The organism is Candidatus Poriferisodalis sp. (assembly GCF_965204125.1).
In the GTDB taxonomy this organism is placed as follows: domain Bacteria; phylum Actinomycetota; class Acidimicrobiia; order Acidimicrobiales; family Poriferisodalaceae; genus Poriferisodalis.
The window spans coordinates 199030-223476 of the sequence record NZ_OZ241968.1 but is presented as its reverse complement, the minus strand read 5'-3'; the positions used below and the strand labels follow the sequence as shown (position 1 = coordinate 223476).

The following is a 24447-nucleotide window of genomic DNA, read 5'->3' as shown; positions in this document are numbered from 1 at the left end:
ACCTCAGCTGGGAATGCCGCAGATCATTCGCCAGATTCCGAGAGCCGAGCCGGCCGACCCGATCGAAGCTCCCGACGCACCGCCTGCAGATCCGCCTGAACCGTTCTTCTGGACCAAGCCATCCGAAACCGACCGGGGCAGGCTGCGGCCGATCTCAGCGCTCATCCGCGACACCTTCTGGTTCAGCGTTCGGAACCTGCGCAGCGCTCTCGTCGTGGCGCTTCCCGCGGTGGCCGCCTTGGCGATCCTGTCGCTCGTGTACGGCTGGGCCCTTCGACCGCTCTTCGATGACACTGTCGACGGCGATATTCAGCTGCGTTTCTTGTTGGCGAGCCCGGTGAGCTTGGTCGTTGGGGCCATTGGCTTCTACTTATTCACCACGGCATTGGCGAATCTCGTCGTGCAGTCCGAGTCCGGCGACACGGTCGCGCCGGGTGCGGCTCTGCGACTGGCAGCACGTCGCCTTCCCAGGGTGATCACCGTCAATCTCATATACGGCCTTCTCGTGTTTGCGGTATTCGCCGCACCGGTGTTCTTCCTGCAGCTGTACTTGTTCGAACGAGACCGTGGTGCGTTGACTGTGTGGCTGTACTTGACCGCAGGCATCGTCGCTTACGCGGCGCCGCAGATCAACGTCTACTTCACTGCGATCAAGATCGAAGAACGACGACCCAGATTCCGCCAGGCCCGCCGGCTCGTTCGAGGCCAGCGTGCTGCTGTCTTGGGTCGGGTACTGCTCTGGCAGATCGTCCGGGTTGCGAGCACTGCGGCATGGGCGATTGTTGCCGTTGACCTCGGAAGTCTCGGCTGGTTCTGCTTCAGCGTCGTCCTCGCGGTCGTTAACGACACCATCCTGACGACGGCCTTCACGCTCCTCTATGCCGATTTGGCGGGAATCTCCGCCAGCAAGGCTGTCATGGAGACGGGCGTCACACGTAGCGAGGAAATGGGCGCCGGAAACAACGCCCCTATATCGCGATCGGCATAGTCTCTCGCCGTGGCATCGGGTGAGTTGCGGCACCGGCCTATTCCGGACCTGATCGGGGGCACCTTCAGCGTTGTGGGTCGGCGCTTTCGTGAGATTGCGGTCATTGCCATCGTCGCGGCTGCGGTAGCCGTCGTTTCTGTCGTTGCGTTCACATCAGCCTTCGACATCATCAACGAGGAGATCCTCGAAAATCCCAGGTTCGAAGAAGTCATGGACCTCACGGCCCAGCAAGAGGTCGAGAGCGAAGAGATTGAAGCGGCGGTCGAAACGTGGCTCGAATCAGTCGAAGGGGACCGTCTGGTCAATGCAGCTTTGCTGCTGGCAGCGAGCCTGCTGATCGGGCTGCTGGGCTGGGCGACCACCATCGCCTTCTCGTTGGTCGCGCTCGATGACGTCGAGGGTCGCCCCTCGGCAATCGGGCAGGCATTCCGCACCGGTCTTGCACGGGTGCCGAAGGCCGTCCTGCTGGGGATCGTGTACCTCGCAGTGTCTGTGGCGCTGCTCATTGCACTCGGCATTGGCATGTTCGTGCTGTCGCTCATGCATCCGTACCTGGGAGTGGCTTTTCTCGTCGTCGGGATCTTGGGCACGATCCTGTACTTCATGCCGCTGGTGCAGATGCACTTCGTCATCGCCTACCTGGAGCCGGGTTTCCCGTGGTTTCCGAGATGGTGGCGACTGCTCGCAGGGAACAAGGTGGCTACGTGGGGCCGGTCGGCGCTGATCTTCCTGGTGAACATCGCAGTGGGGCTGATCCTGTGGCTTGGCCTGCTCGCGCTGCCGAGCCCCTACGGGGACTTCATCTCGAACGCGATTGCTGGACCCATCCTCGGCGCGCTCTCGGCTGTTGCCTATTCGTTGATGTACGCGGACTTGTCGGGTCGGTCTGCGTGCTGAAATGTGCGCATGAGTGGGGATACGAACACTGATGCCCGAGGCGTTCTGGCCGACTACCGCGTCATCGATCTAACCGACGAGCGCGGCCACCTGGCCGGGGCGATCTGGGCCCAGATGGGCGCCGATGTGATCGCGATCGAGCCTCCAGAAGGCTCGTCGGCGCGAAGGCTGGCCCCCTTCGCAGGCGATGTCGAAGGACCGGAGCGCTCGCTGCATCACTGGTCCTACAACCGCGGCAAGCGCAGCGTGGTGCTCGACCTCGGCGCCGCCGATGGCGTCGAGCAGGCCAAGGCGCTCATTGCCGGGGCCGACGTCGTGTTCGAGTCATTCGAGCCGGGCGAGGCAGAAGCGCTGGGCCTCGGACGCGATGTCCTGGCCGAGCTCAACCCTGCGCTCATCCATGTTTCGATTACGCCATTCGGCAGCGACGGGCCGAAGGCCAACTGGGTCGCGTCAGATCTGGCACTGCAGGCCTCTGCAGTGAACATGGCCGTCACCGGCGACAAGGACCGTGCGCCGCTGCGGGCTGGCGGCACGCTGCCCCAAGCCATGCACAACGCGGCCTCCGAAGGGGCCGGCGCTGCGCTCATTGCCCTGTGGGAGCGCCAGACCCGCTCGGGGCTCGGCCAGCACGTCGACACGTCCGCCCAGCAGTCGATGAGCCAGGCATCCATGTCTTCGACGCTCAACACGTCGCTGAATGCCACCGTGACGCAGCGGATCGCCGGCGGCGCCAGCCTGCAGGGCATCGACATCCAGCTCATGTGGGCCTGTGCCGACGGGCATGCCTCGGTGACATTCCTGTTCGGGCCGGGCTTCCGTGCGTTCACCCAGAACCTCATGGACTGGGTGCACGACGAGGGCTTCTGCGATGAGGCCAGCAGGGACAAGAACTGGACTGAGTACGCGATGATGCTGCTCGACGGCCGTGAGCCGGTCTCCGAATACGAGCGGCTCAAGCAGATCCTGACCGAGTTCTTTGCCACCAAGACCAAGGCCGAGCTGCTCGATGCGGCCATGAGCCGCCGGCTGCTCATCACGCCGGTGTCAACGACGGGCGAGGTGGTCGACTCCGAGCAGCTGGCGGTCCGCGAGTACTGGGAGGACGTCGACCACAGCGATGTTGTGCCCGACGCCGGCGCGGGCTCGTTTGATCCCGCCGCGGTCCGCTATCCCGGTCCGTTTGCAAAGTTCAGCGAGACCCCGCTCGTCAACCTGCGGCGCCCGCCCACGCTGGGCGAGCACACCGATGAAGTCCTGGCCGAGCTGAATGCGTCAGAGCGCTTGCCCGCGGTGCCGGCGTCGGTTGCGCCGGTGGCGCACACATCGCCGCCGCTCGAGGGCGTCAAGGTGCTCGACTTCATGTGGGCGATGGCCGGGCCGGCGGCGTCGCGTGTGCTCGCCGACTATGGCGCCGAGATCATCCGCGTCGAATCGGCCAACAAGCTCGACGCGGTCCGATCCATCCAGCCATTCCACGACGACGTTGGCGACCCGGACGGCTCCGGCCTGTTCAGCAACCTGAATGCAGGCAAGCGCGGCCTCGCGCTCGACATGTCCAAACCCGAAGCGCTCGATGTCATCTGGGACCTCATCGACTGGGCCGACGTGATCCTGGAGTCGTTCTCGCCCAAGGCCATGACCGGATGGGGCATGGGCTGGTCCCAAGTACATCAGCGCCGACCGGACGTAGTGATGGCGTCGAGCTGCCTGATGGGGCAGACCGGGCCGCTGGCGATGCTGGCGGGCTTCGGCACGATGGCTGCGGCGATCTCCGGGTTCTTCTACCCGGTGGGATGGCCCGACCGGGCACCCTGCGGCCCGTTCACTGCCTACACCGACTACACCTCGCCCCGCTGGCTGGTGGCCGCGGTGATGGGGGCGCTGGAGCACAGGCGCCAGACCGGCCGTGGCCAGTACGTGGACCTGTCCCAGTCCGAGGCTGCGTTGCACCTGATGGCACCGGCCCTGCTGGAGCGGACCACCAACGGCCGCATCTGGGAATCGGCGGCCAACCGGGACATGGTGTTCGCGCCCCAGGGCGCATACCAGACCGCTGCGGGCAGCTCGGCCGGCGACGACCACGACGACAACTGGATCGCAATCTCCTGCCTCGACGACGGCCAGTGGGCTGCGCTGGCTGGCGCCATGGGCCGCGACGACCTTGCGTCGCTGAGCGCCGCCGAACGCCACGCACGGCACGACGAGTTGGACGGCGTCATCTCGGCGTGGGCCCGCGGCCGCAATGGCAACGAGCTGATGGCTGAGCTGCAAGCTGCGGGCGTGGCCGCCCACATCGTGCAGAACTCGCCCGAGTTCACGGTGGACCCGCAGTTGCTGCACCGCAACGCGCTGGTCGAGGTGCCGCACGGCAAGCAGGGCACCACGACGGTCGAGAACACGCGCTTCGTGCTGTCTCGCACTCCAGCCCAGGTGGACCGCGGCGGGCCGACGCTCGGCGAGCACACCTTCGAGGTGCTCACCGAGACGCTCGCCTACGACGGCGACCGCATCGCCGAGCTGGCCGTGGCCGAACTATTGGAGTAGCTCCGGCATCTTTGCGAGCGGAGCGCGGACCTGAGCCCGGAGCGCGATGCGCGTCCGTGCTGAAATGTGCGGATGCCTGACGCCGCGAGTGATTCTGAGACCGCCTCGATGCTGAGCCCGTTCCGGGTGCTGGACCTGACCGACGAGCGGGGTCATCTGTGCGGGGCAATCCTCGCCCAGATGGGTGCCGATGTCATCGCGGTGGAGCCGCCCGAGGGTTCGTCTGCCCGGCGGCTGGCGCCGTTTGCCGGCGATGTCGAGGATCCCGAGCGTTCACTGCATCACTGGGCTTACAACCGGGGCAAGCGCAGCGTGGTGCTGGACCTGGCGACCGACGATGGCGCAGCCACGCTGCGGGAACTGGCTGCGGCGGCCGACATCCTGATCGAATCGGCCGGCCCGGGCCGGATGGAGGCCCTGGGGCTGGGCTACGGCGCCCTGTCGGAGATCAATCCCGAGCTGGTGTACGTGTCGATCTCGCCGTTCGGCTCCGACGGACCCAAGGCCGACTGGGCGGTCTCGGATCTGACGTTGCAGGCCTCCGCGGTGAACATGGCGATGACCGGCGATTCCGACCGGGCACCGGTGCGCACCGGGGGTCTGTTCCCGCAGGCGTTCCACAATGCGGCCTCCGAGGCAGCGGGCGCCGCGCTGATAGCCCTGTGGGAGCGCCAAACCGTTTCAGGGCTCGGCCAGCACGTGGACATGTCAGCCCAGCAGAGCATGAACCAGGCCTGCCAGTCGTACGCGCTGTCGACGCCACTGGGCGCGACGCCGCCGACCCGCCACGCCGGCGGAGTGCTGGTGGAAGGTCTGCATGTCCAGCTGATGTGGCCGTGCAAGGACGGGCATGCGTCGGTCACGTTCCTGTTCGGGCCGGGCTTCCGCGCCTTCACGCAGAGCCTCATGGACTGGGTGTGCGAGGAGGGCTTCTGCGACGAGGCCACCCGCGACAAGAACTGGACCGAGTACGCCATGATGCTGCTCGACGGCCGTGAGCCGATCTCGGAGTACGAGCGGCTGAAGCAGGTTCTGCACGACTTCTTCGCCACGAAGACCAAGGCCGAGCTGCTGGATGCGGCCATGAGCCGCCGGGTGCTGATCACCCCGGTGTGGACGGCCGACGAGGTGGTGAACTCGCACCAGCTGGCCGCCCGTGAGTACTGGGAGACCGTCGCCCAGGATCTGGAAGACCGGGACGGCAGCCCCGCCGAGGTGCGCTACCCGGGTCGCTATGCCCGTTTCAGCGCCACGCCGATGCAGCCGCTCGGTCCGCCGCCGAAGCTGGGAGAGCACACCGACGAGGTATTGGCTGAGCTCGACGCGTCCGATGCAGCACCGGCACGGACGCGGCCCCGCATCGAGGCCACCGGCGCTGACGTCAGCGCCCAGACGGCTTCGACCGCACGACCGCTCGAGAACGTCAAGGTGCTCGACTTCATGTGGGCGATGGCAGGGCCCGCTGCGGCGCGGGTGCTGGCCGACTACGGAGCAGACATCATCCGGGTGGAGTCCGAAACCCGACTGGAAGTGGCCCGCTCGCTGCAGCCGTTCCGTGACGACATCGGCGACCCGGAGTACTCGGCGCTCTACAACAACATGAACGCCGGCAAGCGAGGCATCTGCCTGGACATGTCCAAGCCGGCCGCGTTAGACGTCATCTGGGACCTCATCGACTGGGCCGACGTGATCGTGGAGTCGTTCTCGCCGAAGGGCATGGCCGGATTCGGGATGGGCTGGGAGCAGGTGCGCGAGCGCCGGCCCGACGTGATCATGGCGTCGAGCTGCCTGATGGGCCAGACCGGGCCGCTGGCGATGCTGGCCGGCTTCGGAACGATGGCCGCAGCGATCTCGGGGTTCTTCTACCCGGTGGGCTGGCCTGACCGGGCGCCGTGCGGGCCGTTCGGCGCCTACACCGACTACACCTCACCCCGCTGGCTGGTGGCCGCAGTGATGGGAGCGCTGGAGCACCGGCGCCGCACCGGCGAGGGCCAGTACATAGACATGTCCCAGGCCGAGTCGGCGCTGCACCTGCTGGCGCCGGCAGTGCTCGACCGCACGGTGAACGGCCGGGTGGCGCACCGGGTGGGCAACCGCGACCGGCACATCGCCCCCCAGGGCGTCTACCAGACGGCAGCCAGCGACCGGTTCCCCGCCGTGGTGCCCGACGACAGCTGGATCGCCATCTCGTGCGTCGACGACGCCCAGTGGCAGTCGCTGGCTGCACTGATGGGCCGCGGCGACCTGGGCGATCTGAGCCTGGCGGAACGCCACGAGCGCCACGACGAGCTCGACGAGATCATCTCGGCGTGGGCCCGAGGACAGGACGGCGTGGCGCTGATGCATCGCCTGCAGGATGTCGGCGTGGCCGCGCACATCGTGCAGAACTCGCCGGAGTACACCGCCGATGCGCAAGTGATCCACCGGGGCCAGCAGGTCGAGGTGCCCCACGCCAAGCAGGGCACCACGATCGTCGACGCCTCCCGCTTCGCTCTGTCTCGCACCCCGGCGCAGGTGACCTACGGTGGCCCGACTCTCGGAGAGCACACCTTCGACATCCTCACCGACGTGCTCGGCTACGACAGCGACCGCATAGCCGAACTCGCCGTCGCCGAACTCCTCGCCTGATTCCCGCCTGCGGCGTACTGGTTGCAGCCTCGGGCGTTACCAGGTGTCGACCATGGGGCGCTTCTTGCCGGTGCGCGGGGGCTGCTTGGGCGCGGCGAGCAGCGCCATGCGGATCCAGTCGCGGCTCTCGGCGGGATCGATCACGTCGTCGATCTCGAAGAACGTGGCCGTGTTGACGGCTTTGCCCTGCTCGTACAGGCGGGCGACGCGCTTCTCGTACTCCGCTATGCGCTCCTCCGGGTCGTCGATGGCCTCAAGCTCGCGGCGGTAGCCCAGCTTCACGAAGCCCTCGAGGCCCATGCCGCCGAACTCGCCGGTCGGCCACGACACGGTGAACGTCGGCGCCTTGAAGCTGCCGCCGGCCATGGCTTGGGCTCCCAGTCCGTAGCCCTTGCGCAGCACGATGGTCATGAACGGCACCGTCACGTTGGCCGCCGTCACGAACATGCGGGCCGCATGACGCACTGTGGCCTCGTACTCCGCTTGGGGTCCCACCATGATCCCCGGCGTGTCGCACAGGAACAGCAGCGGGATGTCGTGCGCGTCGCAGAGCTGGATGAAGCGGGCGGCCTTGTCGCCGGTGTCGGCATCGACCGCACCGCCGAGATGGTGGTTGTTGTTGGCCACCACGCCGATCGGGCGTCCTTCGATTCGTGCCAGCGCCGTGACGCAACCCGGCCCCCAGCCGCGTCGCAGCTCCATCACCGAATCCACATCGCAAAGCTTGTCGATGATGTCGCGTACGTCGTAGGCCCGCAGGCGATTCTCGGGCACCAGGTGCCGCAGTTCGCGCTGGTCGTGGCACTCCCACTCGTCGACAGAGCCCTGGAAGTACGACAGGTACTGCTTGGCGGCCACGATCGCCGCGGCCTCGTCTTCCACCAGCACATCGATGACGCCGTTGGGCCACTGCACGTCGACCGGGCCGACTTCCTCAGGACGGAACACGCCCAGGCCGCCGCCTTCGATCATGGCGGGTCCGCCGACGCCGATGTTCGAGCCCTCGGTCGCGATGATCACGTCGCAGCAGCCCAGCAGCACCGCATTGCCCGCAAAGCAGCGACCGTTGGTGACGCCCACCAGAGGCACCAGGCCGCTGAGCTGGGCAAAGAAGGTGAACGCCCAGCAGTCCAGACCCGAGCCGCCGATGCCGTCAGTATCGCCCGGCCGGCCGCCTCCGCCCTCGGCCAGCAGCACCACTGGCAGGCGGTTGTGCTCGGCGATCTCGAACATGCGGTCCTTCTTGCGGTGGTTGTTCCCGCCCTGGGTGCCCGCCAGCACCATGTAGTCGTAGGACATCACCATGGCTTGAGACTGCTCGGGGCCGAAGAGGTCGCCGTTGACGCTGGCCACGCCGGCCACCATGCCGTCGCCCTGGGTGTTGGCGATCAGGTCTTCCATCGAGCGGCGGCGGCGCTGCGCAGCCACCATCAGCGGGCTGTACTCCACGAACGTGCCCGCATCGACGAGGTCGGCCATGTTCTCGCGCGCCGTGCGGTGGCCCCGACCGTGACGCTTGGCAACAGCGTCGGGCCGGTTCTCGTCGAGGCCGAAGCCGCGGCGGTCGAACACTTCGGCCAGATCGGGCCGGATGTAGTCGAGATCGACTGAGGAGGCTGCTTCGGCGAGCTCCACGGAAACCTCGGCCTCCTCGACGAACAGCAACGAGTGCCCCTCGTACACCGTGTCGCCGGGCGCCACGCCCAGCATCCGCACGATGCCCGTGACCGTGGAGGTCACGACGTGCTCCATCTTCATCGCTTCCATCACCGCGACCTGCTGGCCCTCTGCGACGGGATCGCCTTCGGCGACCGCGAGTGAGACGATCGTGCCCTGCAGCGGAGCCGCAACGGCGATGCTGCCGTCGGGGCCGGTCACGGTCGCTACCGGCACGCCGTGCAGCGAGGCCGTACCCGAGGCCATGGCTTGAGCCCGAACAGCGTCAGATGCGGCCCGGTCGGCAGGGGCGTCATCAATGTCGCCGTGGTGCAGCACGGCGAGCGGATCGTTTCCGACAGTGGCACCAGCACGTCCACCGGCACCGGCACCAGCGGTGGCTGCCGGCTCGGCCGGCGCCCAGACCGATGCCGCCTGCGCAGCAGCGGTGCACAGCGCCTCGGCGTGATCGGCCACGAAGCTGGTGGTGAGATCGTTGCTGGTCACCTCGGGCCGATCGAGCAGCGCGGCCAGGAATCCCAGGTTCGTCGCCACGCCGTCGATGCGGAATTCGCCCAGGGCCCGGCGTGCCCGACGGACCGCATCGGCGTACTCGCGGCTGGGGCTGTAGGCGATCACCTTGGCGAGCAGCGAGTCGAAGCTGGGGTTGGTGCCGTATCCGACGTAGCCGTAGGTGTCGGTGCGTATCCCTGGACCGGTGGGAGGCTCGAAGGCGGCGAGCACACCGCCGCTTGGGCGCGAGGTGCCGTCTGGCTGCATCGTCTCGGTGTTGACGCGGCATTGGATGGCGTACCCGCGCGGCGATGGCACGTCTGGCTGCACCAACCCCACATCGGCCACGCAGGCGCCGCCGGCGATTCTGAGCTGTGCAGCCACGAGGTCAACGCCGGTGACTTCCTCGGTGACCGTGTGCTCGACCTGGATGCGAGCGTTGACCTCGCAGAAGGCGATCGTGCTCGGGTCGTCGGCGTCGATGAGGAACTCCCAGGTGCCCAGGCTGCGGTAGCCGACCGCTCTGGCCATCTCGGTGGCGGCGTCGCAGACCGCTTGGCGGGTATCGGTCGTGAGCGTGGGCGAGGGTGCGATCTCGACGATCTTCTGGTTCTGGCGCTGCAGCGTGCATTCCCGCTCGCCCAGATGGGCGACCGACTCGCCATCGCCCACAATCTGCACCTCGATGTGGCGGGCACGCTCGATCAGCTGCTCCACGTAGAGATCGCCGTTGCCGAACGCGGCGGCAGCCTCGCTGGCACAGCGCTCGTATGCCGCCTCGAGCTCGTCCGCTGAGCGCACCACGCGCATGCCGCGCCCGCCGCCCCCGGCCAGAGCCTTGATCATCATCGGCCCGTGCTCGGCGAAGAAGGCCTGTGCGGCCTCGACCGATGTCGGCTCGGAGGTGGCGGGCAGCAGCGGAACGTCGTGCTGCTGCGCGAGCGCCCGAGCGGCGAGCTTGTCGCCGAAGAGCTCGAGCTGGAGCGCGCTGGGCCCCACGAAGGTGATGTCGGCGGCCTTGCACGCAAGCGCCAGGGCCGGGTTCTCGGCGAGGAACCCGTAGCCGGGGTGGATCGCGTCGCAGCCGGCCCCCGCAGCGGCACTGATCACCTGGTCGATGTCGAGGTAGGGCGCGACACCCCGGCCGTCGAGCGTCACCGACTCGTCTGCGACCCGCGTGTGCAGCGAGGCAGCGTCGTCGTCGCCCGCGATCGCAACCGTGCCGATGCCGAGCTCGCTGGCCGCCCGCACCACCCGTACGGCAATCTCGCCGCGGTTCGCAATCAGCAGCTTCTTGAGGCCCATCGATGCTGTCTCCCTGTTCCCGACCCTGCTGGGCGCCGGCACAAACGGCCGCGAACCCGTCGCGGCAATCACGGCGCGCCATTTCCGCCCTGCGTGTTTACCGCAGAGCGCCCAGTTCGCGTCGATTGAGCGCCTGATCTGTGCCATGGCTATGCGGATTCCGGCCCACGATCGCCAGAAACATGAGCGCTCTTCCATCTGATACTTGCATTGGCTTCATACAGGCCCACTACCCTCCGGCGGGCCCTATGGCCACATCCATGACCAGCGACTCGTTGTCTGACCTGCTCGGGAGCTACCGCTCGGTCCGAGCGCACACCGATGCACTCACCGCACCGCTGAGCGATGAAGACCAGTGCATCCAGACGATGCCCGATGTCAGCCCCACCAAATGGCACCGGGCGCACGTCACCTGGTTCTTCGAGACGTTCCTGTGCAAACCGCACCTCGACGGCTACGTCGAGCACGACCCGGCCTTCGGATTCCTGTTCAACTCGTACTACGAGACCATCGGGAAGCGACACCCGCGCCCGGAGCGCGGCAACCTGTCGCGCCCGTCGTGCGCTGAGATCACGGCATACCGCCGCTATGTCGACATGGCGATGGAACGGCTGCTCTGCGGCGGCATTGCCCCCGAGATCGCGGACCTGGTGACGCTCGGCCTGCATCACGAACAGCAGCATCAAGAGCTCATCCTCATGGACATCAAGCACGTGCTGTCGTGCAACCCGGCGCTGTGGCCGGCGTACCAACAGCCCTGCAACACAGCAGCGATCAGCGCCGACGCGACCTGTGCCGCCGACACCCGCTGGGTGAGCTTCGACGGCGGCGAGGTCGAGGTCGGTCACGACGGATGCGGCTTCGCGTTCGACAATGAGTGGCCCCGTCACCGGGTGCTGACCGAGCCGTTCCGGCTGGCCGACCGCCCGGTCACCTGCGCCCAGTGGCTGGCGTTCATGGACGACGGCGGCTACGACACGCCGACACTGTGGCTGTCTGACGGCTGGGGCCAACGCATTGCTCACGGCTGGGATTCGCCGGCGTACTGGCATCTCGCCGACGACGGCTGGCAGGTGTTCACACTCCAAGGTCTCAAGGCGGTCGCACCCAACGACCTGGTGTGCCATCTGTCGTACTACGAGGCCGAAGCGTTTGCTCGCTGGGCCGGTGCCCGGCTCCCGACGGAATTCGAGTGGGAGCATGCTGCCGACGGCTTGCCCATCGGGGGCAACATCGGCAGCGGTGCCGGGCTGCACCCCGCCCCAACGCCGGCGGTGCCGCAAGCAGGCGCCTCGGGGCCTGCGTCGCTGCTGCAGATGTACGGCGACGTGTGGGAATGGACGTCGAGCCCCTACAGCGCGTACCCGGGTTTCCGTGTCGCTCCCGGCGCCGTGGGCGAGTACAACGGCAAATTCATGATCAATCAGATGGTGCTGCGAGGCGGCTGCTGCGCGACCCCTGAAGGTCACATCCGGCCCACCTATCGCAACTTCTTTCATCCACATACCCGGTGGCACTTCTCGGGCTTGCGCCTGGCCGGCGACGCCTGATGATGCTCCCCGAGGGGGCGGTGCCTCCCGCCGCCGATCCCGTGATCGACAACTGGCTCGACGCCGGCTGGTCGGATCGGGAACTGCGCGCCGATGTCTCGGTGGGCCTCTCATCGAACCCCAAGGAATTGCCGCCGAAGTGGTTCTACGACGACCGTGGCAGCGAGCTGTTCGACGAGATCACCCGTCTCGACGAGTACTACCCGACCCGCCGCGAGCGGGAGATTCTCGAACGGGAATCCGGTGCCATCGCAGCGGCTGCAGGGGCCAACTGCATCGCCGAACTGGGATCGGGCACTTCGACGAAGACGCGCATCCTGCTCGACGCATTCGCGGCCGCCGGCCGGCTCCGACGCTACGTGCCGTTCGACAACAGCGCGGCGACGCTGCGCACCGCTGCGGGTGAAGTGGCCAGGGCGTACCCCGGTCTGGCTGTGCACGGCGTCGTCGGCGACTTCGAGCACCACCTGGGGCACCTGCCGCTTGATGACGTTGACGCCCCGCCCGACTCGCCGCCCCGTGCGCCTGCGATGGTGATGCTGCTCGGCGGCACGATCGGGAATTTCTCGCCGGCACGCCGGCCAGCGTTCCTGGACGCCGTCGCCGGCGCGATGCGGACCGGCGACACGTTCCTGCTGGGCACCGATCTGGTCAAGGATGTCGACCGGCTGGTCGCCGCCTACGACGATGCCGCCGGCGTCACGGCGCGGTTCAACCTCAATGTGCTGTCGGTGCTCAATCGGAGGCTCGGCGCCGACTTCGACCTCGATGCCTTCGCCCACGAGGCAGTATTCGATGCGGACAACGAGTGGATCGAAATGCGCCTGCGTTCCTTACGAACGCAGACCGCGCACATCCCAGCCTTGGAGATGACGGTCGACTTCGCGGCGGGCGAGCGGATGCGTACCGAGATCAGCGCCAAGTTCCGGCCCGAGCGTGTGCGCTCAGAACTCGGCGCCGCAGGCCTCGTGGTGCAGCGAATGTGGACCGATGCCGACGGTGACTACGCCCTCACCCTCGCACGGCGGGTGCTGTGACGCGGTCCGCCGATTCCAGCTAGACAGCGGGGCAGCGCAAGGGAGGGGAATGCAATGCCCGTTGACGCCAGAGTTGTTGTCATCCCGCAGGAGGCCGGCGCCGGGCCTGAAGTGATGGACGTGACGCTGCCCGATCCGTGCGGTCATGAGGTGGTGGTGAAGCAGTACGCGTCGGGTGTCTGCCACAGCCAGCTGCACACCATTCACAACCCGCGGGCGGCGCCGCAGGTGCTGGGTCACGAGTCCACCGGCGAGGTGATTGCAGTGGGCGACGACGTGACCGGCCTTGCCCCGGGGGACACCGTGATGGTCACGTGGGTGCCGAAGGACCAGGAGAGCGCGCGCCGCCGGGGCGGTCCGCTGCGGCTCGATCTCGGCGATGGCCGCACGGCAACCTCCATCAACGTGTTCACCTGGGCCACCCACACGATCGCGGATGAGATGTTCGTGGTGAAGGTGCCCGAGGGCATCGACGTGGAGGCCACCTGCATCATTGGCTGCGCGGTCATCACCGGCGCCGGTGCGGTGCTCCACACCGCCGGAGTGAAGGCCGGGGACAGCGTGGCCGTCTTCGGTGTCGGTGGAGTCGGCCTGTCCGCAGTGGCAGCGGCGAAGGTCGTCGACGCCGACCCGATCATCGCCGTGGACCTCTCCGAGGAGAAACTGGACTTTGCGAAACGCTTCGGGGCCACCCATGGCGTCAACGCTTCCGAAGGCGATCCCGTCGAAGAGATCAGGGCGCTCACGACCGACGAGCACCGCTTCGACATCAGGCGTCAACCGCTTCGCGGCGTCGACTTCGCCTTCGACTGCATCGGGCACCAGAGCACGATGGCCCAGATCCACGAGGCCACCCGCGCGGGCGAGTTCGGCCAGAGCCGCGGCGGAACAGCGGTGCTCGTGGGCGTGCCTCAGCGCAACCTTGAACTCGACACGATGCACCTGTTCATTGGTGAGCGGGCGTTCATCTCCAGCCTGGGCGGCAGTTGCGAGCCGGCCGTCGACTTCCCCCGCTTCTTGCAGTGGCACGCCGACGGCGACTTCGACCTCAATTCACTCGTGACGCAGAGCTACCTGATCGACGACATTGGCCAAGCAGTCGATGACCTTGAGAACGGACGGATCGCTGGCCGGTCCATCCTGGTGTTCGACTGACCGGTCGTCACCAACCGTTCGTGTGAACGAACTGGTCGAAGGGCTTGCGACGGCCCGGCTTGAAATCGGTGCCGATGGTGTGAGCCACGGGCAGCAGCGCCACCTGCTGCACTTCGTCGAAGGGGATGCCCAGGATCTCGGCGATTTCCTGCTCGCGGGCCAGGTGCACCGTTGTCCAGCAGGTGCCCAGACCTCGATTGCGAGCGGCGAGACAGAAGCTCCACGCCGCTTGGATGACCGAGCCCCAGCGCAGTGCCTGCAGCCCCGCAGGAGCTCCGTCGAGGCGACCTTCGATGCACGGCACGAAGATCGCGGGCGTGCGCGGGAAGTTCTCTGCCAAGTAGCGGGCTGAGTCCATCATGCGCAGCCAGTCCGCCCGCGCCGCCGGATCGGTCTCGGCTGCCGCGGCCTTGGCCAGGTAGTTGTCGTCGATCCGGCCGAGCCAGACCTCCTGATAGATCGTGCCGACGGCACGGCACTGCTCGGGATCGGTGGAAACGACGAAGTGCCAGTCTTGGCGCAGCGATCCGGTGGGAGCTTGCAGCGCCAGCTCGAGGCATTCGCGCAATGTTGCGTCGTCGACAGGCCGGTCAAAGTCGAGCCGGCGCCGCACCGCACGGGTGGTGGCCAGCACCTCGTCGGCACTGAGGGCCAGTGTCATCGCTGCGCTAGTCGGCGAGCGCAGCTTCGATGACTGCGACGCCGTCGGCCAACGCCTGGGCCTCGGCGCTGTCGAGCACGCCGTAGATCGGCTCGATCAGATCGTCGGTCAGCGCTTCGGCGGTCTCCCATTTCGCACGATGCTCGTCTGTGACCTGCGCGTCATTCGTCCAGCCGAACATCTCGACGTCGTCGGGCCGGCGCACCCGGTGAGCCATCTCGGTCGACAGGCCCGAGGCCACGATGGCGACCAGGTGCAGGCTGCCGCGCAGCTCGCGCAGCACGGCAACGTTCTGGAACGCGCGGGCAGCGGTCTCATCGCTGCGCGGTTCGGACGCGACTGCTGCGAAGAGTGCCTGTGCGGAACTGTCGGCGAGTCCGGCGTCGATCACCTTGTCGGCGGCGGCATTGAACGCATCGAGACCTGCGACGTCACCGAGCTTGGATGAGCCGTACGCGCCCGCGCACTGCATGTAGAGGCGGCCTCCATCACGCGGCGCCATGATCTCCTTGGCCGAATTCCAGATCTTGGCAACCAGCGCGGGGTTGAAGTAGCCGAAGGCGCTGTGCACCACCGTGGCCTCGACATCGCCCAGCACGCCGCCGCGGCCGAGCACGTACAGGCGGAAGCCGTCGAGGCCGGCTTCCTTGCCGCGGGCCAGCGTTCCGGGGTCGAAATAGAACCTCGAGCCCAGCGCAGCTATCGGCGGGCACACCGTTTGGACGAGTTCACGTGTCTCCATGAGGCGACAGTGTGGCATCGCCCCGCCCCGCATGCCGGGGCGGTCCGGTAACCGTATGGCTCAGTGCAGACGACGGGCGAACATGTCCAGCAGCAGCTCCCAGTGGCGCTCGGCCGCTGGCTTGTCATACACCGGGCGCTCCGGAAACACGAATCCGTGGTGCGTGCCGTCCACCCAGTAGGTCTGCGCGTCTGTGCCGGCGTCCGCGAAGGCCTTGCAGAGCCGGTCGTAGTGCGCCCGATCCACGTAGTCGTCATGCTCGGCCGACATCACCAGCACTTCACCGCGGATGTCTGGCGCCCTTAGGTGGGGCGAGTCGCTGGCGTCGACCGCCAACCGGACGCCGTGAATCGATGCGGCAGCGGTGATCGTGTCGGGGTAGTCGGCAGCGAGCCAGATTGCCATCGGGCCGGTCATGCAGTAGCCGGTGGTGCCGATCCGCTCGATGCTGGCAGCAGGGTCCGCGTCGGCATATCGCATCAGGGCTGCGGCATCACGCGACACCATGGCATTGGACAGGTTGGTCATCAGCTCGAACATGAACTTCCGGCTGGCCGGGTCGTCTCGCTGCACGATGAAGCCGGGAATGTCGCGGTAGTACAGGTTCGGCAGCAGCACGTAGTACCCGACGGTGGCGATGCGGCGGGCCATGTCGTGCAGTTCTTCGCGCTTGCCGGGCGCGTCCATCAGGAACAGCACGGTCGGGAACGGCCCTGGCCGCCGCTCGCTCGGCTCCGGATGCACCACGAACGTGCTCATCTCGCCTTCGCCGGTGTCGATCGAGACGTGGTCTTCAAACATTGCTGCCTCCTCCAAGCTCCGTTTGTGGCGCCGCACCAGCCGAACTGCGGCCACGCATGCCGGCTCTTGTGTAGTGCCTTCGGCACGGCAGTGCTGCTCGCGCTGGAGTCTCCGCTGATCGCAGCCAGCGACCGGCATACGATCCCGGGCCATGCAGGCACTCGACTTCGAACCGCAGTACTTCGTCTACGAGGAGATCCGGCCGCGTGTGGCCCGCATCACCATCAACCGGCCGGAGGTGCGCAACGCCATCAACACCCCGGCCCACAAGGAGTGGTCCGACATCTTGGACCACGCCGCCGCCGATGACGATGTGTGGCTGATGGTCATCACCGGTGTCGGCCGGCAGGCGTTCTGTGCCGGCCGCGACCTCAAGCACCTGTCGATGATCCGTCAGTCCGACGAGGCCACCCAGGCTGCCGACCGTGAGCTGATGAGCCAGGTGACACGGCTGATCGAGCGCTTCGACTATCCCAAACCGCTCATTGCACAGGTGAACGGCGTGGCGCTCGGCGGCGGTTTCGAGGTGGCGATGGCGTGCGATCTGGTCGTGGCAGCAGACCACGCCCAGTTCGGGCTCACCGAGCCGTTGCGCGGCCTGTATGCCGGTGGCGGGGGAGTGCACCGGCTGCCGCGGCAGATCCCGATGAAGCTGGCCATGGAGTACCTGCTGACGGCCCGAACCATGAGCGCGCAGCGTGCGCTGGAGCTGGGCATCGTCAACGACGTGGTGCCATACGACGAGCTCGACGCAGCCACTGACCGGCTGATCGACGACATCATGCGGTGCGCGCCGCTGTCCATCCAGGCCACCAAGCAGGCGGCGATGCGCGGGCTCGACATGCCGCTCGGCGAGGCGTTCCACCACCCGTATCCGGCGGTGGCCCGCCTGATGGCCAGCGAGGACGTGAAGGAAGGTCCCCGGGCATTCGCCGAAAAGCGCCAGCCCAACTGGCAAGGCCGCTGACCAACGGCCGACGTGGCGCTGATCAAGCGGCCTGATGACGCCCTTGTGCACATTTGCGCAGGTGCGTAACTGAGCTGTTGCGCTAAAATAGCGCTATTAGCGCATATTCAGCGCTTGCAGCGCTAAGGTAGCGTCATGGCAACCATCCAAGTCAGGCACGTGCCCGACGAAGTTCACGAGAAGCTCTGCCAACGCGCCGCCGATGCAGGACAGTCGCTGCAGCAGTACATGCTCGAGGCCGTCTGCCGCGAGGCCGAACTGGCGAGCATGGAAGAACTGCTCGCGCGCAAGCGCGTGGAAGCGTTGGTGTACGGCGAGACCAACTTGGATATGGACACCATTGTCGAGGTCATCCGCGCCCACCGCGACGCGGAATGATCGTCGTCGACGCCAGCGTCGCCGTTTCCGCTGTCGCAGATGCCGACGAAGCGGGTCGAGCTGCGGTGCGTCGACTCATGCAAGAGCGGGCGATGGCCCCCCATCTCATCGACATCGAGGTTGCTCACGCGTTGCGATCCATGAATCGGCGGGGCGAGATATCCGCCGCGGCGGCACTTCGTGGGCTCCGCAACCTCGCAGCGTTGCAGATCATGCGGGTCGACCACAGCCTGCTGCTGGAGCGCTGCTGGGAACTCCGCCACAACCTCTCTGCCTACGACGCGTCCTATGTCGCGCTAGCGGAGTTCACCAGCGCGACACTGCTCACTGGCGATGGCTCCCTCGCTCGTGCCCCAGGCATTCGCTGCGACGTGGAACTGTTCGACCCAGCCGCTGAGGCCGCCAATTGATGCGAGCCTGACCGTCGTCAGCAGCCCACCAGCCAGGCACGCTGCGCGAGACTGCGCCGTTGACGGCGGGGCCCTGAGCACCGGGGCCGACGGTGACAGGGGTGATGATGAGCGACGCGACGGCGCAGGCTGAGCAGGTACGAGCTGGCGAGACCGACGCCGCGACGACGGTTGAAGATGCCATTGCCCGCTGCGAGCAGGTGAACCCGTCGATCAATGCGATCGTCGAGCGAACGTACGAGTCGGCGCGGCATCGAGCCGCGCAATTGGATGCGGCGCGGCATCGAGCCGCGCAATTGGATGCGGCGCGGCATCGAGCCGCGCAATTGGATGCAGAGTCCTCGGGCCGCGCCGCTGGTGGACTGCTCGCGGGCGTGCCGACTGCGCTGAAGGACCTGTTCTGCCCGGCCGAGGGCGAACCCGGCTACCAGGGCAACCGCCGGCTGGCCGAGCTCGACTATCGCTACGCCGAGACCGGTGCGGTCGCTCGACGCTTGGCCGAGGCGGGCGCCATCAGCATCGGGCACTCGCACAGTCCCGAGCTCGGCGGCGGCCAGTGCCCCGCCGCAGCGGAGACGGCGCTGTACGGGCCCTGCCGCAACCCGTGGAACACCGATCACACCGTGCTCGGCTCCAGCGGCGGTGCGGCGGCAGCAGTCGCGGCGGGCATCGTGCGCATCGCTCACGCCAGCGACGGCGGCGGGTCGATCCGCATCCCTGCCAGTGCCAACGGCCTCGTCGGGCTCAAACCCTCCCGGGGTCGGATCTCCAGCGCACCGGCGGGTGAAGGCTGGGGAGGCGGCACCACTGACGGCGCCGTCGCGCTCACCGTGCGCGATGCGGCGCTGGCGCTCGATGTGCTCGCCGGCGCCGAGCCCGGCGATCCGTACGCGCCCGCACATCCCGCGCCCGCGGCCGGTTACGTCGCCGAGGTCGGCCAGCACCCCGGCCAACTGCACATCGGCGTGAGCTCGACGATCCCCTTCGAAGTGACCGACCCGCTGTGCACCCAGGCCGCCGAAGCTGCAGCCGGTTTGCTGGACAGCCTCGGGCACCGGGTCGAACAAGCGTTGCCGGAACCGATGGCCAGCAATGACTACATGTACGACTACGTCCGGATCATGCGCGCCAGCGCGACCGCGACCCTGCGGTCCTACGAGTCGGCGCTCGGCCGACCCTGGACCGAAGACGATGTCGAGCCGGTCGCGTGGATCAACTACCAGCGCGGCACCAAGATCAGCGGTGCGGATTTGCTGGCCAGCCGTGAGCGCTTGCACCAATTCACGCGGCAGATCGTGCAGTGGTGGAATGCCGAGCCCGGTCAGGGCGACGGCTTCGACCTGCTGCTCACCCCCACGCTCGGTGTCTTGCCGCCACGTGTCGGCCATCTCGTCGAGGGCGACGAGCGCACGCTGACCAAGCGCCTGGCCAAGGTGACTCCGTACCTGCCGCAGTTCAACGTCAGCGGCCAGCCCGCCATCTCTGTGCCGCTCGGCACCCCCGAAGGCATGTCCCCCGAAGGTCTGCCCATCGGCATCCAGCTCGTCGCAGCACCGGGCCGCGAGGATGTCTTGCTGCGGGTCGCCGCGCAGATGGAGCAGGCAGCTCCATGGGTCCACCGGCGCCCGCCGGTCCACGCTGCCCAGTGACGGGCACTCACCCGAATTGGCTGGGTGGGCTAGCGCGGCGGTTGCCAGGTTTGGGCGCGCTTTGCGAACACTTCGTTGTCGGCGAGCCATTCGCCGATGCCGATGCGTCCGGCGTCGGTGAGCCAGGCCACTGCGGAGTTGAGCTTGTCGAGCAGCTCGGTGTCGTCCACGCTGACGGCGAATCCTCCGAACTCCACCTGCTCGTCCAGCGCGGTCACGGCGAACTGCCCGCCCGCGTCGACCGCAGCCTGCGTGTTGCCGATGGTGCCCCTGGCGATGGCGTCGATCCGCCCGTCGCTCAGCGCGGCGAGCAAGGCCGCCTCGCCGGACTCTTCGCCGAGGTAGACCACGGTGGGACGTGCCGGATCTGCGGGCACGAGGCGGGTGCGGTGCTCGATCTCGGGGGATGCCTCGGCGGCGCTGATGCTCAACGCCCTGTCCGACTCGACGGTCACCACGCCCGCCGGGGTGTGCACCTGGGTGCCTGCGGCCAGCCGGCCTTGGGAGTCGGCGATGCCGAGCAGCTGCAGCAGCCTCGCCTCGCCGGTGGTCGCCGGCAGCGCTCCCACCACGTCGGTGCTGCGCAAGGCATCGTGATTCGGGAGACGGCCGACGTCGTCGGAGCGGACCAGCAGCGACTGGCGGAACTCGATGTGCGGTTCGGCGAACGCGACCACGGTATTGCCGTCGGCGTCGAGTCTGCGGGAGTCCAAGATGGTGATGCCGCCGCCGACCATGTCCACGTCGTCGCGTGACGGCAGGAGCCAGATTCCCGGCCACTCAGCGATCGGCGTCCGGCGGAATCGCAGGCCGAGCCCGCCCATCATCTCCATGGCGGTGAGCAGATCGGCCTCGTAGCCGACATGTATGTCGAACCCAGCAGCGTCAGGATCCGGGTCTGCCGCGGCGCTGACCGGTTCGAAGAACGCGTAGAAACCCACATGCACCGTGTGCTCGGCATCGCCGGACGCAGAACAACCCGCGCTGAAGCCGAGCAGCGCCAGCACCAGCCATGCCAGCCCACCGAGGGAGCGCCGCCAGGTCATGGGGCCAGTCAAGAGGCTCGCCACCCCGTATGGAATCGCTAGGTCAGCTTCGTGCGGGACTGGTCCAGCACGACGGCTGCGAGCGCGAACATCACCACCGCCATGCCAACGAACTGCCACAGCGACACCTGATCGCCCAGGAACACCCAGGCCATCAGCGTGCTGGTGACCGGGATAGCCAGCGTCATCGTGGAGCCCAGCCACGAAGGGATGCGCACCAGCGACCAGTTCATCAGCATGTGACTGGCAACGCCGGGGCCGATCGCCATGATGCCCAGCCACAACCACGCCCCCGCCGATGGCCAGTCGAAGACCTGCCCCGAGGCCAGCGCGAACGGCGTGGCCACCAACGAGCACACCAATGCGCTGCCGCCCGTGTACTGCGCTGCTGCGATCTTCTGCGTGCTCAGCTTCGAGAACACGAAGTAGCCCGTCCAGGCGAACAGCGCACCGAATGCCAGCAGGTCGCCGAACACGCTCCACTCGGTCAGGCCCGATGAGCCCAACACGACGATCGCGATGCCGCCGATCGCCACCAGCGCCAGTCCCCAATGGCGCCGACCCGGCTGTTCGCCGAAGATCCTCGGTGCCAGAAACAGCATCAGCAGCGGTTGCAGCGACGCAACCACCGTGGCGTTGGCCACTGTGGTCATCCGCAAGGCGATGAAGAACAGCATGATGTCGAACGCCAGCGAGAACCCGCCCCAGAACGAGATCTTGATCGACGACAGCCGCAGCGGCGTGCGGTTGGCCCACAGGAACAGCGCGACGAGACCCGTGTAGAGCCACATCCGCCAGAACACGACAGCCAGCGGCCCCAGTTCGGAGATGCCCTTGGCAATCACGCCCGAAGCGGCCCATCCCACCATCGCCACGGCAGCGGCAGGCACGCCGAGCGCGCGATCGGACAGAGCGGGTGCGCCGCGCCCCCCATACGGCGCTCCCGGCGCCGACCCCGATCCAATGTCGGCCATGTGCGTGCTCCAGCCCCGCCGTTCCGGCTAGCAAGTCACGGCCGCGGGCATGCCGAGCTGACACGAGAGTTGCTGCGGGGAACACTACGCCCAGCGAGCACGGCGGGTGCAGTTGCTCGGGGCCAAGACCCAGAGGCTGAGCCGAATGGCAATGCCGCGGCCCGAGCGGCCCGTGAGCGACGCTGACTAGCCGCTCTCGCTGTTCTGGGCGATCTCGCGTGACTCGGCGGCAGCGGCGCTGAAGATTCCGATGGACATGAGTCCCTGCTCCGCCGTCCGCCGGGCTTCGTAGATCTCCGCTCGCACGCCGTGGAGGCTCGTCGATGCGGGATCAGCGGCCACGGCCAGCTCGATCAGGTGGCAGGCCAGCTTGAGGTCGCCGGCCTCAACCAGCTCTTGAGCCCGTGTCGCGAACGCCGCGGCACCGCCGCCCAGTCGCACCAGTTCGTCGGCCAGTTCGGCCCTGGGGGAGGGCTTGAGGTTCGACGGGTCCAGATCCCACCATCCGCCGTACTGACGCCAGACGTTGCGGATGACGAATTCGGGTTCGTCATAGACCGGCCGCATCCACGGGCGCGCCAGCCATTCGGCGGGCAGCGAGACGCCCTGGAGGATCTCATCCAGCGAGGCTCCGGCGTTCATGAGCTCGATCGTCTGGCTCACCAGGGATTCCAACGCTTCGGCCAGCGACAGCAGCACAGTGCCGATGCGCTCACGACCCCGGACCGGCGGCCCGTGCGCTGGGATCAGCAGCTCGGGTTCGAGGGAGTCCATGTGGCGCAGCGCCCGCGCCCACTCCAACGGGTAGCGCTGCACCTTCTGGGGGTTGCCGGCGTTCGGGAACACCCACGCCACCAGGTCGCCGGGGCAGATCGCGCGATGCGAGGGCACCCACGCCCACGTGTGATCGTCGGTCTCGCCCTTGTCGTGGTGCAACTCGAAGTCGAGCCCGCCGACCGACAGCGAGTCTTCCGTGCTGAAGGTGCGGTTCGGCCACAGTGCGTCCGACGGCAGGAAGCGGTCGTCGTCGAAAGCGATACCCACCCCGCGCTGTCGCAGCCCGATTCCGAACTGGCGCCGGTTGATGATGAGGTTGTAGCCGTTGGTGGCGTTGTAGCGCTCGAAGCGAGGGATGACGTTGTCATGCCCGACCACATCGGGCAGCGGCTGGCGGCGCTCCGCGGCATCAGCCGCCAGCGCGCCGCTGCCGCCCACATGATCGACATGGCCGTGCGTGTACAGCAGCGTGTTGACCCGCTCGGCCGACCAGCCGCGCAGCGATTCCACCACGGCGGTACCGCTGAACGGGCCGCTGGCGTCGAAGCACACCAGGCCGTCGTCGGTGCCGAAGGCCACCATGTTGCTGAACGCCTCGACCACAGCGACGTTGTCGTCGATCTCGCTCAGCGCGTTGTTGACGCGCACCACCTGCTCATCGGCCACGCCGGTGTCGATGAGCCGGCTCGACAGCTCGATTGGGTCGATGGTCTTCGAAGGCGCCACAACGCTTCCTTCCGGTTCGAGCGATAGATCTCGCAGCATCGCCGACGCCTAGGCGTCGGGAGCCGCCGATGCGCCAGTCTTGTCGCCGATACACCGAGCGGAGCACCAGCGAGCAGCGACGGGAGCGCGCAGGTGCGACCGGCTTTCGGAAAACGGGACTTGACTACATTGGCGAGGCCCGTCGACACACCGCAACCACACAGCGCAATCGGGCTCAGCAAAGGGGATTCCATGGCCGATGCAGAACACCGCCCAGTGGTGCTCACCGACGACATGCGTATGAAGTTCAACGCGGTGTCCACGGCAACGCTTGCGGGCCAGATGCAGCGGCGTGGGATGCGGAACAGCTTCCTCAACGGCCTGCGACCGCTCAACGAGGGCCAGCGCATGGTCGGCTACGCCCACACGCTGCGCTTCGTGCCCAAGCGCGAAGACTTCGAACGCCGGCTGGAGGGTCCGAACGCGCAGCGCCGGGCCGTGGAATCCATCGAGCCCGAAGAGGTGCTCATCGTGGAGGCGCGGGGAGAGCCGCATGCCGGCACCATCGGCGACATCTTCACCATGCGTATCAAGCACCTCGGCGCTTCCGGCTTCGTCACCGATGGTGCGCTGCGCGACACGCCAGCCGTGGCCGATGTCGGCCTGCCCGTGTATCACCAGTCATCCCATGCGGCGACCCTCGGCCGCGTGCATACGCCGCTCGAACACCAGGTGCCCATCGCATGCGCCGGGGTCACGGTGTTTCCGGGCGACATCATCGTGGGCGACGGCGAGGGGGCCGTGGTCATCCCGGCGCTGCTCGCCGAGGAGATCGCCGACGACTCCTATGCCCAGGAGCTCGAGGAGGAGTGGGCCATCGAGCGGGTCGCTGCCGGTGAGAGCTCGATCGGGACGTTCCCCATCGCTAAGGATCGTCGTGCCGAATTCGAGGAGTGGCTGGCCAAGCGCCAGGGCTGAGGTCGACCGCCCACAGGCTGAAATGCGGGCGGGGCTAGGCTCCTGCGAAGGAAGCAGCGGTCGGCTGGAGGCACCCGCAACAC

General features: G+C 67.4%; 19 protein-coding genes. 12 read left to right on the top strand and 7 right to left on the bottom strand.

Going from position 1 to position 24447, the window contains the following annotated elements:
- The first annotated feature begins 13 nt into the window (after positions 1-13).
- From ACOGXD_RS01280 to ACOGXD_RS01265, 4 genes are all read left to right on the top strand, one after another.
- Positions 14-988 (top strand): hypothetical protein, encoded by a 975-nt coding sequence (locus ACOGXD_RS01280; RefSeq protein ID WP_419916126.1) that lies wholly within the window; start codon positions 14-16, stop codon positions 986-988.
- Between the two features lie 9 nt (positions 989-997).
- Positions 998-1885, top strand: a complete 888-nt coding sequence (locus tag ACOGXD_RS01275; protein WP_419916125.1) for a hypothetical protein — start codon at positions 998-1000, stop codon at positions 1883-1885.
- A gap of 9 nt (positions 1886-1894) precedes the next feature.
- Entirely contained in the window at positions 1895-4432 is a 2538-nt protein-coding gene (locus ACOGXD_RS01270; protein ID WP_419916124.1) for a CaiB/BaiF CoA transferase family protein, read from the top strand.
- Between the two features lie 72 nt (positions 4433-4504).
- Entirely contained in the window at positions 4505-7060 is a 2556-nt protein-coding gene (locus ACOGXD_RS01265) for a CaiB/BaiF CoA transferase family protein (protein ID WP_419916123.1), read from the top strand.
- A 36-nt stretch (positions 7061-7096) separates the two neighbouring features.
- Here the strand turns inward: ACOGXD_RS01265 and ACOGXD_RS01260 are convergent, their stop codons facing one another.
- Entirely contained in the window at positions 7097-10534 is a 3438-nt protein-coding gene (locus tag ACOGXD_RS01260) for a carboxyl transferase domain-containing protein (protein WP_419916122.1), read from the bottom strand.
- Between the two features lie 248 nt (positions 10535-10782).
- Here ACOGXD_RS01260 and egtB point away from each other — a divergent pair, with 248 nt between their 5' ends.
- Genes egtB through ACOGXD_RS01245 form a run of 3 tightly spaced genes read left to right on the top strand, consistent with a single transcriptional unit; the run spans position 10783 to position 14276 of the window.
- A complete protein-coding gene (egtB, locus tag ACOGXD_RS01255; RefSeq protein WP_419916121.1) occupies positions 10783-12084 on the top strand; it encodes an ergothioneine biosynthesis protein EgtB in 1302 nt (433 codons plus the stop codon).
- On the top strand, positions 12045-13121 hold the full coding sequence (gene egtD, locus ACOGXD_RS01250; protein ID WP_419916120.1) for an L-histidine N(alpha)-methyltransferase: 1077 nt from the start codon (positions 12045-12047) through the stop codon (positions 13119-13121). Before egtB ends, egtD begins: the two co-directional genes overlap by 40 nt.
- A 54-nt stretch (positions 13122-13175) precedes the next feature.
- Positions 13176-14276, top strand: coding sequence for a zinc-binding dehydrogenase (locus tag ACOGXD_RS01245; protein ID WP_419916119.1), 1101 nt, complete (start codon positions 13176-13178; stop codon positions 14274-14276).
- Between the two features lie 7 nt (positions 14277-14283).
- On the opposite strand, the gene ACOGXD_RS01240 is transcribed toward ACOGXD_RS01245, so the two are convergent.
- Genes ACOGXD_RS01240 through ACOGXD_RS01230 form a run of 3 tightly spaced genes read right to left on the bottom strand, consistent with a single transcriptional unit; the run spans position 14284 to position 16480 of the window.
- Complete coding sequence (locus ACOGXD_RS01240) at positions 14284-14937, bottom strand: nitroreductase family protein (protein WP_419916118.1); 654 nt, start codon at positions 14935-14937, stop codon at positions 14284-14286.
- A 7-nt stretch (positions 14938-14944) separates the two neighbouring features.
- Positions 14945-15679: an SCO6745 family protein gene (locus ACOGXD_RS01235; protein ID WP_419916117.1), complete on the bottom strand. Its 735-nt coding sequence runs from the start codon at positions 15677-15679 to the stop codon at positions 14945-14947.
- A 60-nt stretch (positions 15680-15739) separates the two neighbouring features.
- Entirely contained in the window at positions 15740-16480 is a 741-nt protein-coding gene (locus ACOGXD_RS01230; RefSeq protein ID WP_419916116.1) for a dienelactone hydrolase family protein, read from the bottom strand.
- A 151-nt stretch (positions 16481-16631) separates the two neighbouring features.
- On the opposite strand from ACOGXD_RS01230, the gene ACOGXD_RS01225 reads away from it, so the two are divergent.
- The 4 genes from ACOGXD_RS01225 to ACOGXD_RS01210 all read left to right on the top strand — a co-directional run bounded on the left by ACOGXD_RS01225 (position 16632) and on the right by ACOGXD_RS01210 (position 19884).
- Complete coding sequence (locus ACOGXD_RS01225; RefSeq protein ID WP_419916115.1) at positions 16632-17447, top strand: enoyl-CoA hydratase-related protein; 816 nt, start codon at positions 16632-16634, stop codon at positions 17445-17447.
- A 135-nt stretch (positions 17448-17582) separates the two neighbouring features.
- Entirely contained in the window at positions 17583-17825 is a 243-nt protein-coding gene (locus ACOGXD_RS01220) for a FitA-like ribbon-helix-helix domain-containing protein (protein WP_419916114.1), read from the top strand.
- Positions 17822-18235 carry a type II toxin-antitoxin system VapC family toxin gene (locus ACOGXD_RS01215; protein ID WP_419916113.1) on the top strand — a complete coding sequence of 138 codons (414 nt, stop codon included), beginning with the start codon at positions 17822-17824 and terminating at the stop codon, positions 18233-18235. The genes ACOGXD_RS01220 and ACOGXD_RS01215 overlap by 4 nt, the downstream gene beginning before the upstream one ends.
- Positions 18236-18342: 107 nt before the next feature.
- Entirely contained in the window at positions 18343-19884 is a 1542-nt protein-coding gene (locus ACOGXD_RS01210) for an amidase (protein WP_419916112.1), read from the top strand.
- A 29-nt stretch (positions 19885-19913) separates the two neighbouring features.
- Here the strand turns inward: ACOGXD_RS01210 and ACOGXD_RS01205 are convergent, their stop codons facing one another.
- The 3 genes from ACOGXD_RS01205 to ACOGXD_RS01195 all read right to left on the bottom strand — a co-directional run bounded on the left by ACOGXD_RS01205 (position 19914) and on the right by ACOGXD_RS01195 (position 23446).
- The gene (locus tag ACOGXD_RS01205) at positions 19914-20930 is read right to left on the bottom strand and encodes a transporter substrate-binding domain-containing protein (protein ID WP_419916111.1); all 1017 of its coding nucleotides are present in this window, start codon (positions 20928-20930) and stop codon (positions 19914-19916) included.
- 38 nt (positions 20931-20968) lie between these two features.
- Positions 20969-21904: a DMT family transporter gene (locus ACOGXD_RS01200; RefSeq protein ID WP_419916110.1), complete on the bottom strand. Its 936-nt coding sequence runs from the start codon at positions 21902-21904 to the stop codon at positions 20969-20971.
- A gap of 186 nt (positions 21905-22090) precedes the next feature.
- Positions 22091-23446 carry an alkyl sulfatase dimerization domain-containing protein gene (locus ACOGXD_RS01195; RefSeq protein ID WP_419916109.1) on the bottom strand — a complete coding sequence of 452 codons (1356 nt, stop codon included), beginning with the start codon at positions 23444-23446 and terminating at the stop codon, positions 22091-22093.
- Between the two features lie 192 nt (positions 23447-23638).
- Between ACOGXD_RS01195 and ACOGXD_RS01190 the strand changes: the two genes are divergently transcribed.
- Complete coding sequence (locus ACOGXD_RS01190; protein WP_419916108.1) at positions 23639-24364, top strand: hypothetical protein; 726 nt, start codon at positions 23639-23641, stop codon at positions 24362-24364.
- Positions 24365-24447 lie beyond the last annotated feature (83 nt).

Excerpts from the sequence above, each read along its gene's own strand:
- ACOGXD_RS01280 (WP_419916126.1), top strand. The coding sequence starts at position 14 with ATGCCGCAGATCATTCGCCAGATTCCGAGAGCCGAGCCGGCCGACCCG.
- ACOGXD_RS01270 (WP_419916124.1), top strand. The coding sequence starts at position 1,895 with ATGAGTGGGGATACGAACACTGATGCCCGAGGCGTTCTGGCCGACTAC.
- ACOGXD_RS01265 (WP_419916123.1), top strand. The coding sequence starts at position 4,505 with ATGCCTGACGCCGCGAGTGATTCTGAGACCGCCTCGATGCTGAGCCCG.
- ACOGXD_RS01260 (WP_419916122.1), bottom strand. The coding sequence starts at position 10,534 with ATGGGCCTCAAGAAGCTGCTGATTGCGAACCGCGGCGAGATTGCCGTA.
- egtB (WP_419916121.1), top strand. The coding sequence starts at position 10,783 with ATGGCCACATCCATGACCAGCGACTCGTTGTCTGACCTGCTCGGGAGC.
- ACOGXD_RS01245 (WP_419916119.1), top strand. The coding sequence starts at position 13,176 with ATGCCCGTTGACGCCAGAGTTGTTGTCATCCCGCAGGAGGCCGGCGCC.
- ACOGXD_RS01240 (WP_419916118.1), bottom strand. The coding sequence starts at position 14,937 with ATGACACTGGCCCTCAGTGCCGACGAGGTGCTGGCCACCACCCGTGCG.
- ACOGXD_RS01235 (WP_419916117.1), bottom strand. The coding sequence starts at position 15,679 with ATGGAGACACGTGAACTCGTCCAAACGGTGTGCCCGCCGATAGCTGCG.
- ACOGXD_RS01230 (WP_419916116.1), bottom strand. The coding sequence starts at position 16,480 with ATGTTTGAAGACCACGTCTCGATCGACACCGGCGAAGGCGAGATGAGC.
- ACOGXD_RS01225 (WP_419916115.1), top strand. The coding sequence starts at position 16,632 with ATGCAGGCACTCGACTTCGAACCGCAGTACTTCGTCTACGAGGAGATC.
- ACOGXD_RS01220 (WP_419916114.1), top strand. The coding sequence starts at position 17,583 with ATGGCAACCATCCAAGTCAGGCACGTGCCCGACGAAGTTCACGAGAAG.
- ACOGXD_RS01215 (WP_419916113.1), top strand. The coding sequence starts at position 17,822 with ATGATCGTCGTCGACGCCAGCGTCGCCGTTTCCGCTGTCGCAGATGCC.
- ACOGXD_RS01210 (WP_419916112.1), top strand. The coding sequence starts at position 18,343 with ATGAGCGACGCGACGGCGCAGGCTGAGCAGGTACGAGCTGGCGAGACC.
- ACOGXD_RS01205 (WP_419916111.1), bottom strand. The coding sequence starts at position 20,930 with ATGACCTGGCGGCGCTCCCTCGGTGGGCTGGCATGGCTGGTGCTGGCG.
- ACOGXD_RS01200 (WP_419916110.1), bottom strand. The coding sequence starts at position 21,904 with ATGGCCGACATTGGATCGGGGTCGGCGCCGGGAGCGCCGTATGGGGGG.
- ACOGXD_RS01195 (WP_419916109.1), bottom strand. The coding sequence starts at position 23,446 with ATGCTGCGAGATCTATCGCTCGAACCGGAAGGAAGCGTTGTGGCGCCT.
- ACOGXD_RS01190 (WP_419916108.1), top strand. The coding sequence starts at position 23,639 with ATGGCCGATGCAGAACACCGCCCAGTGGTGCTCACCGACGACATGCGT.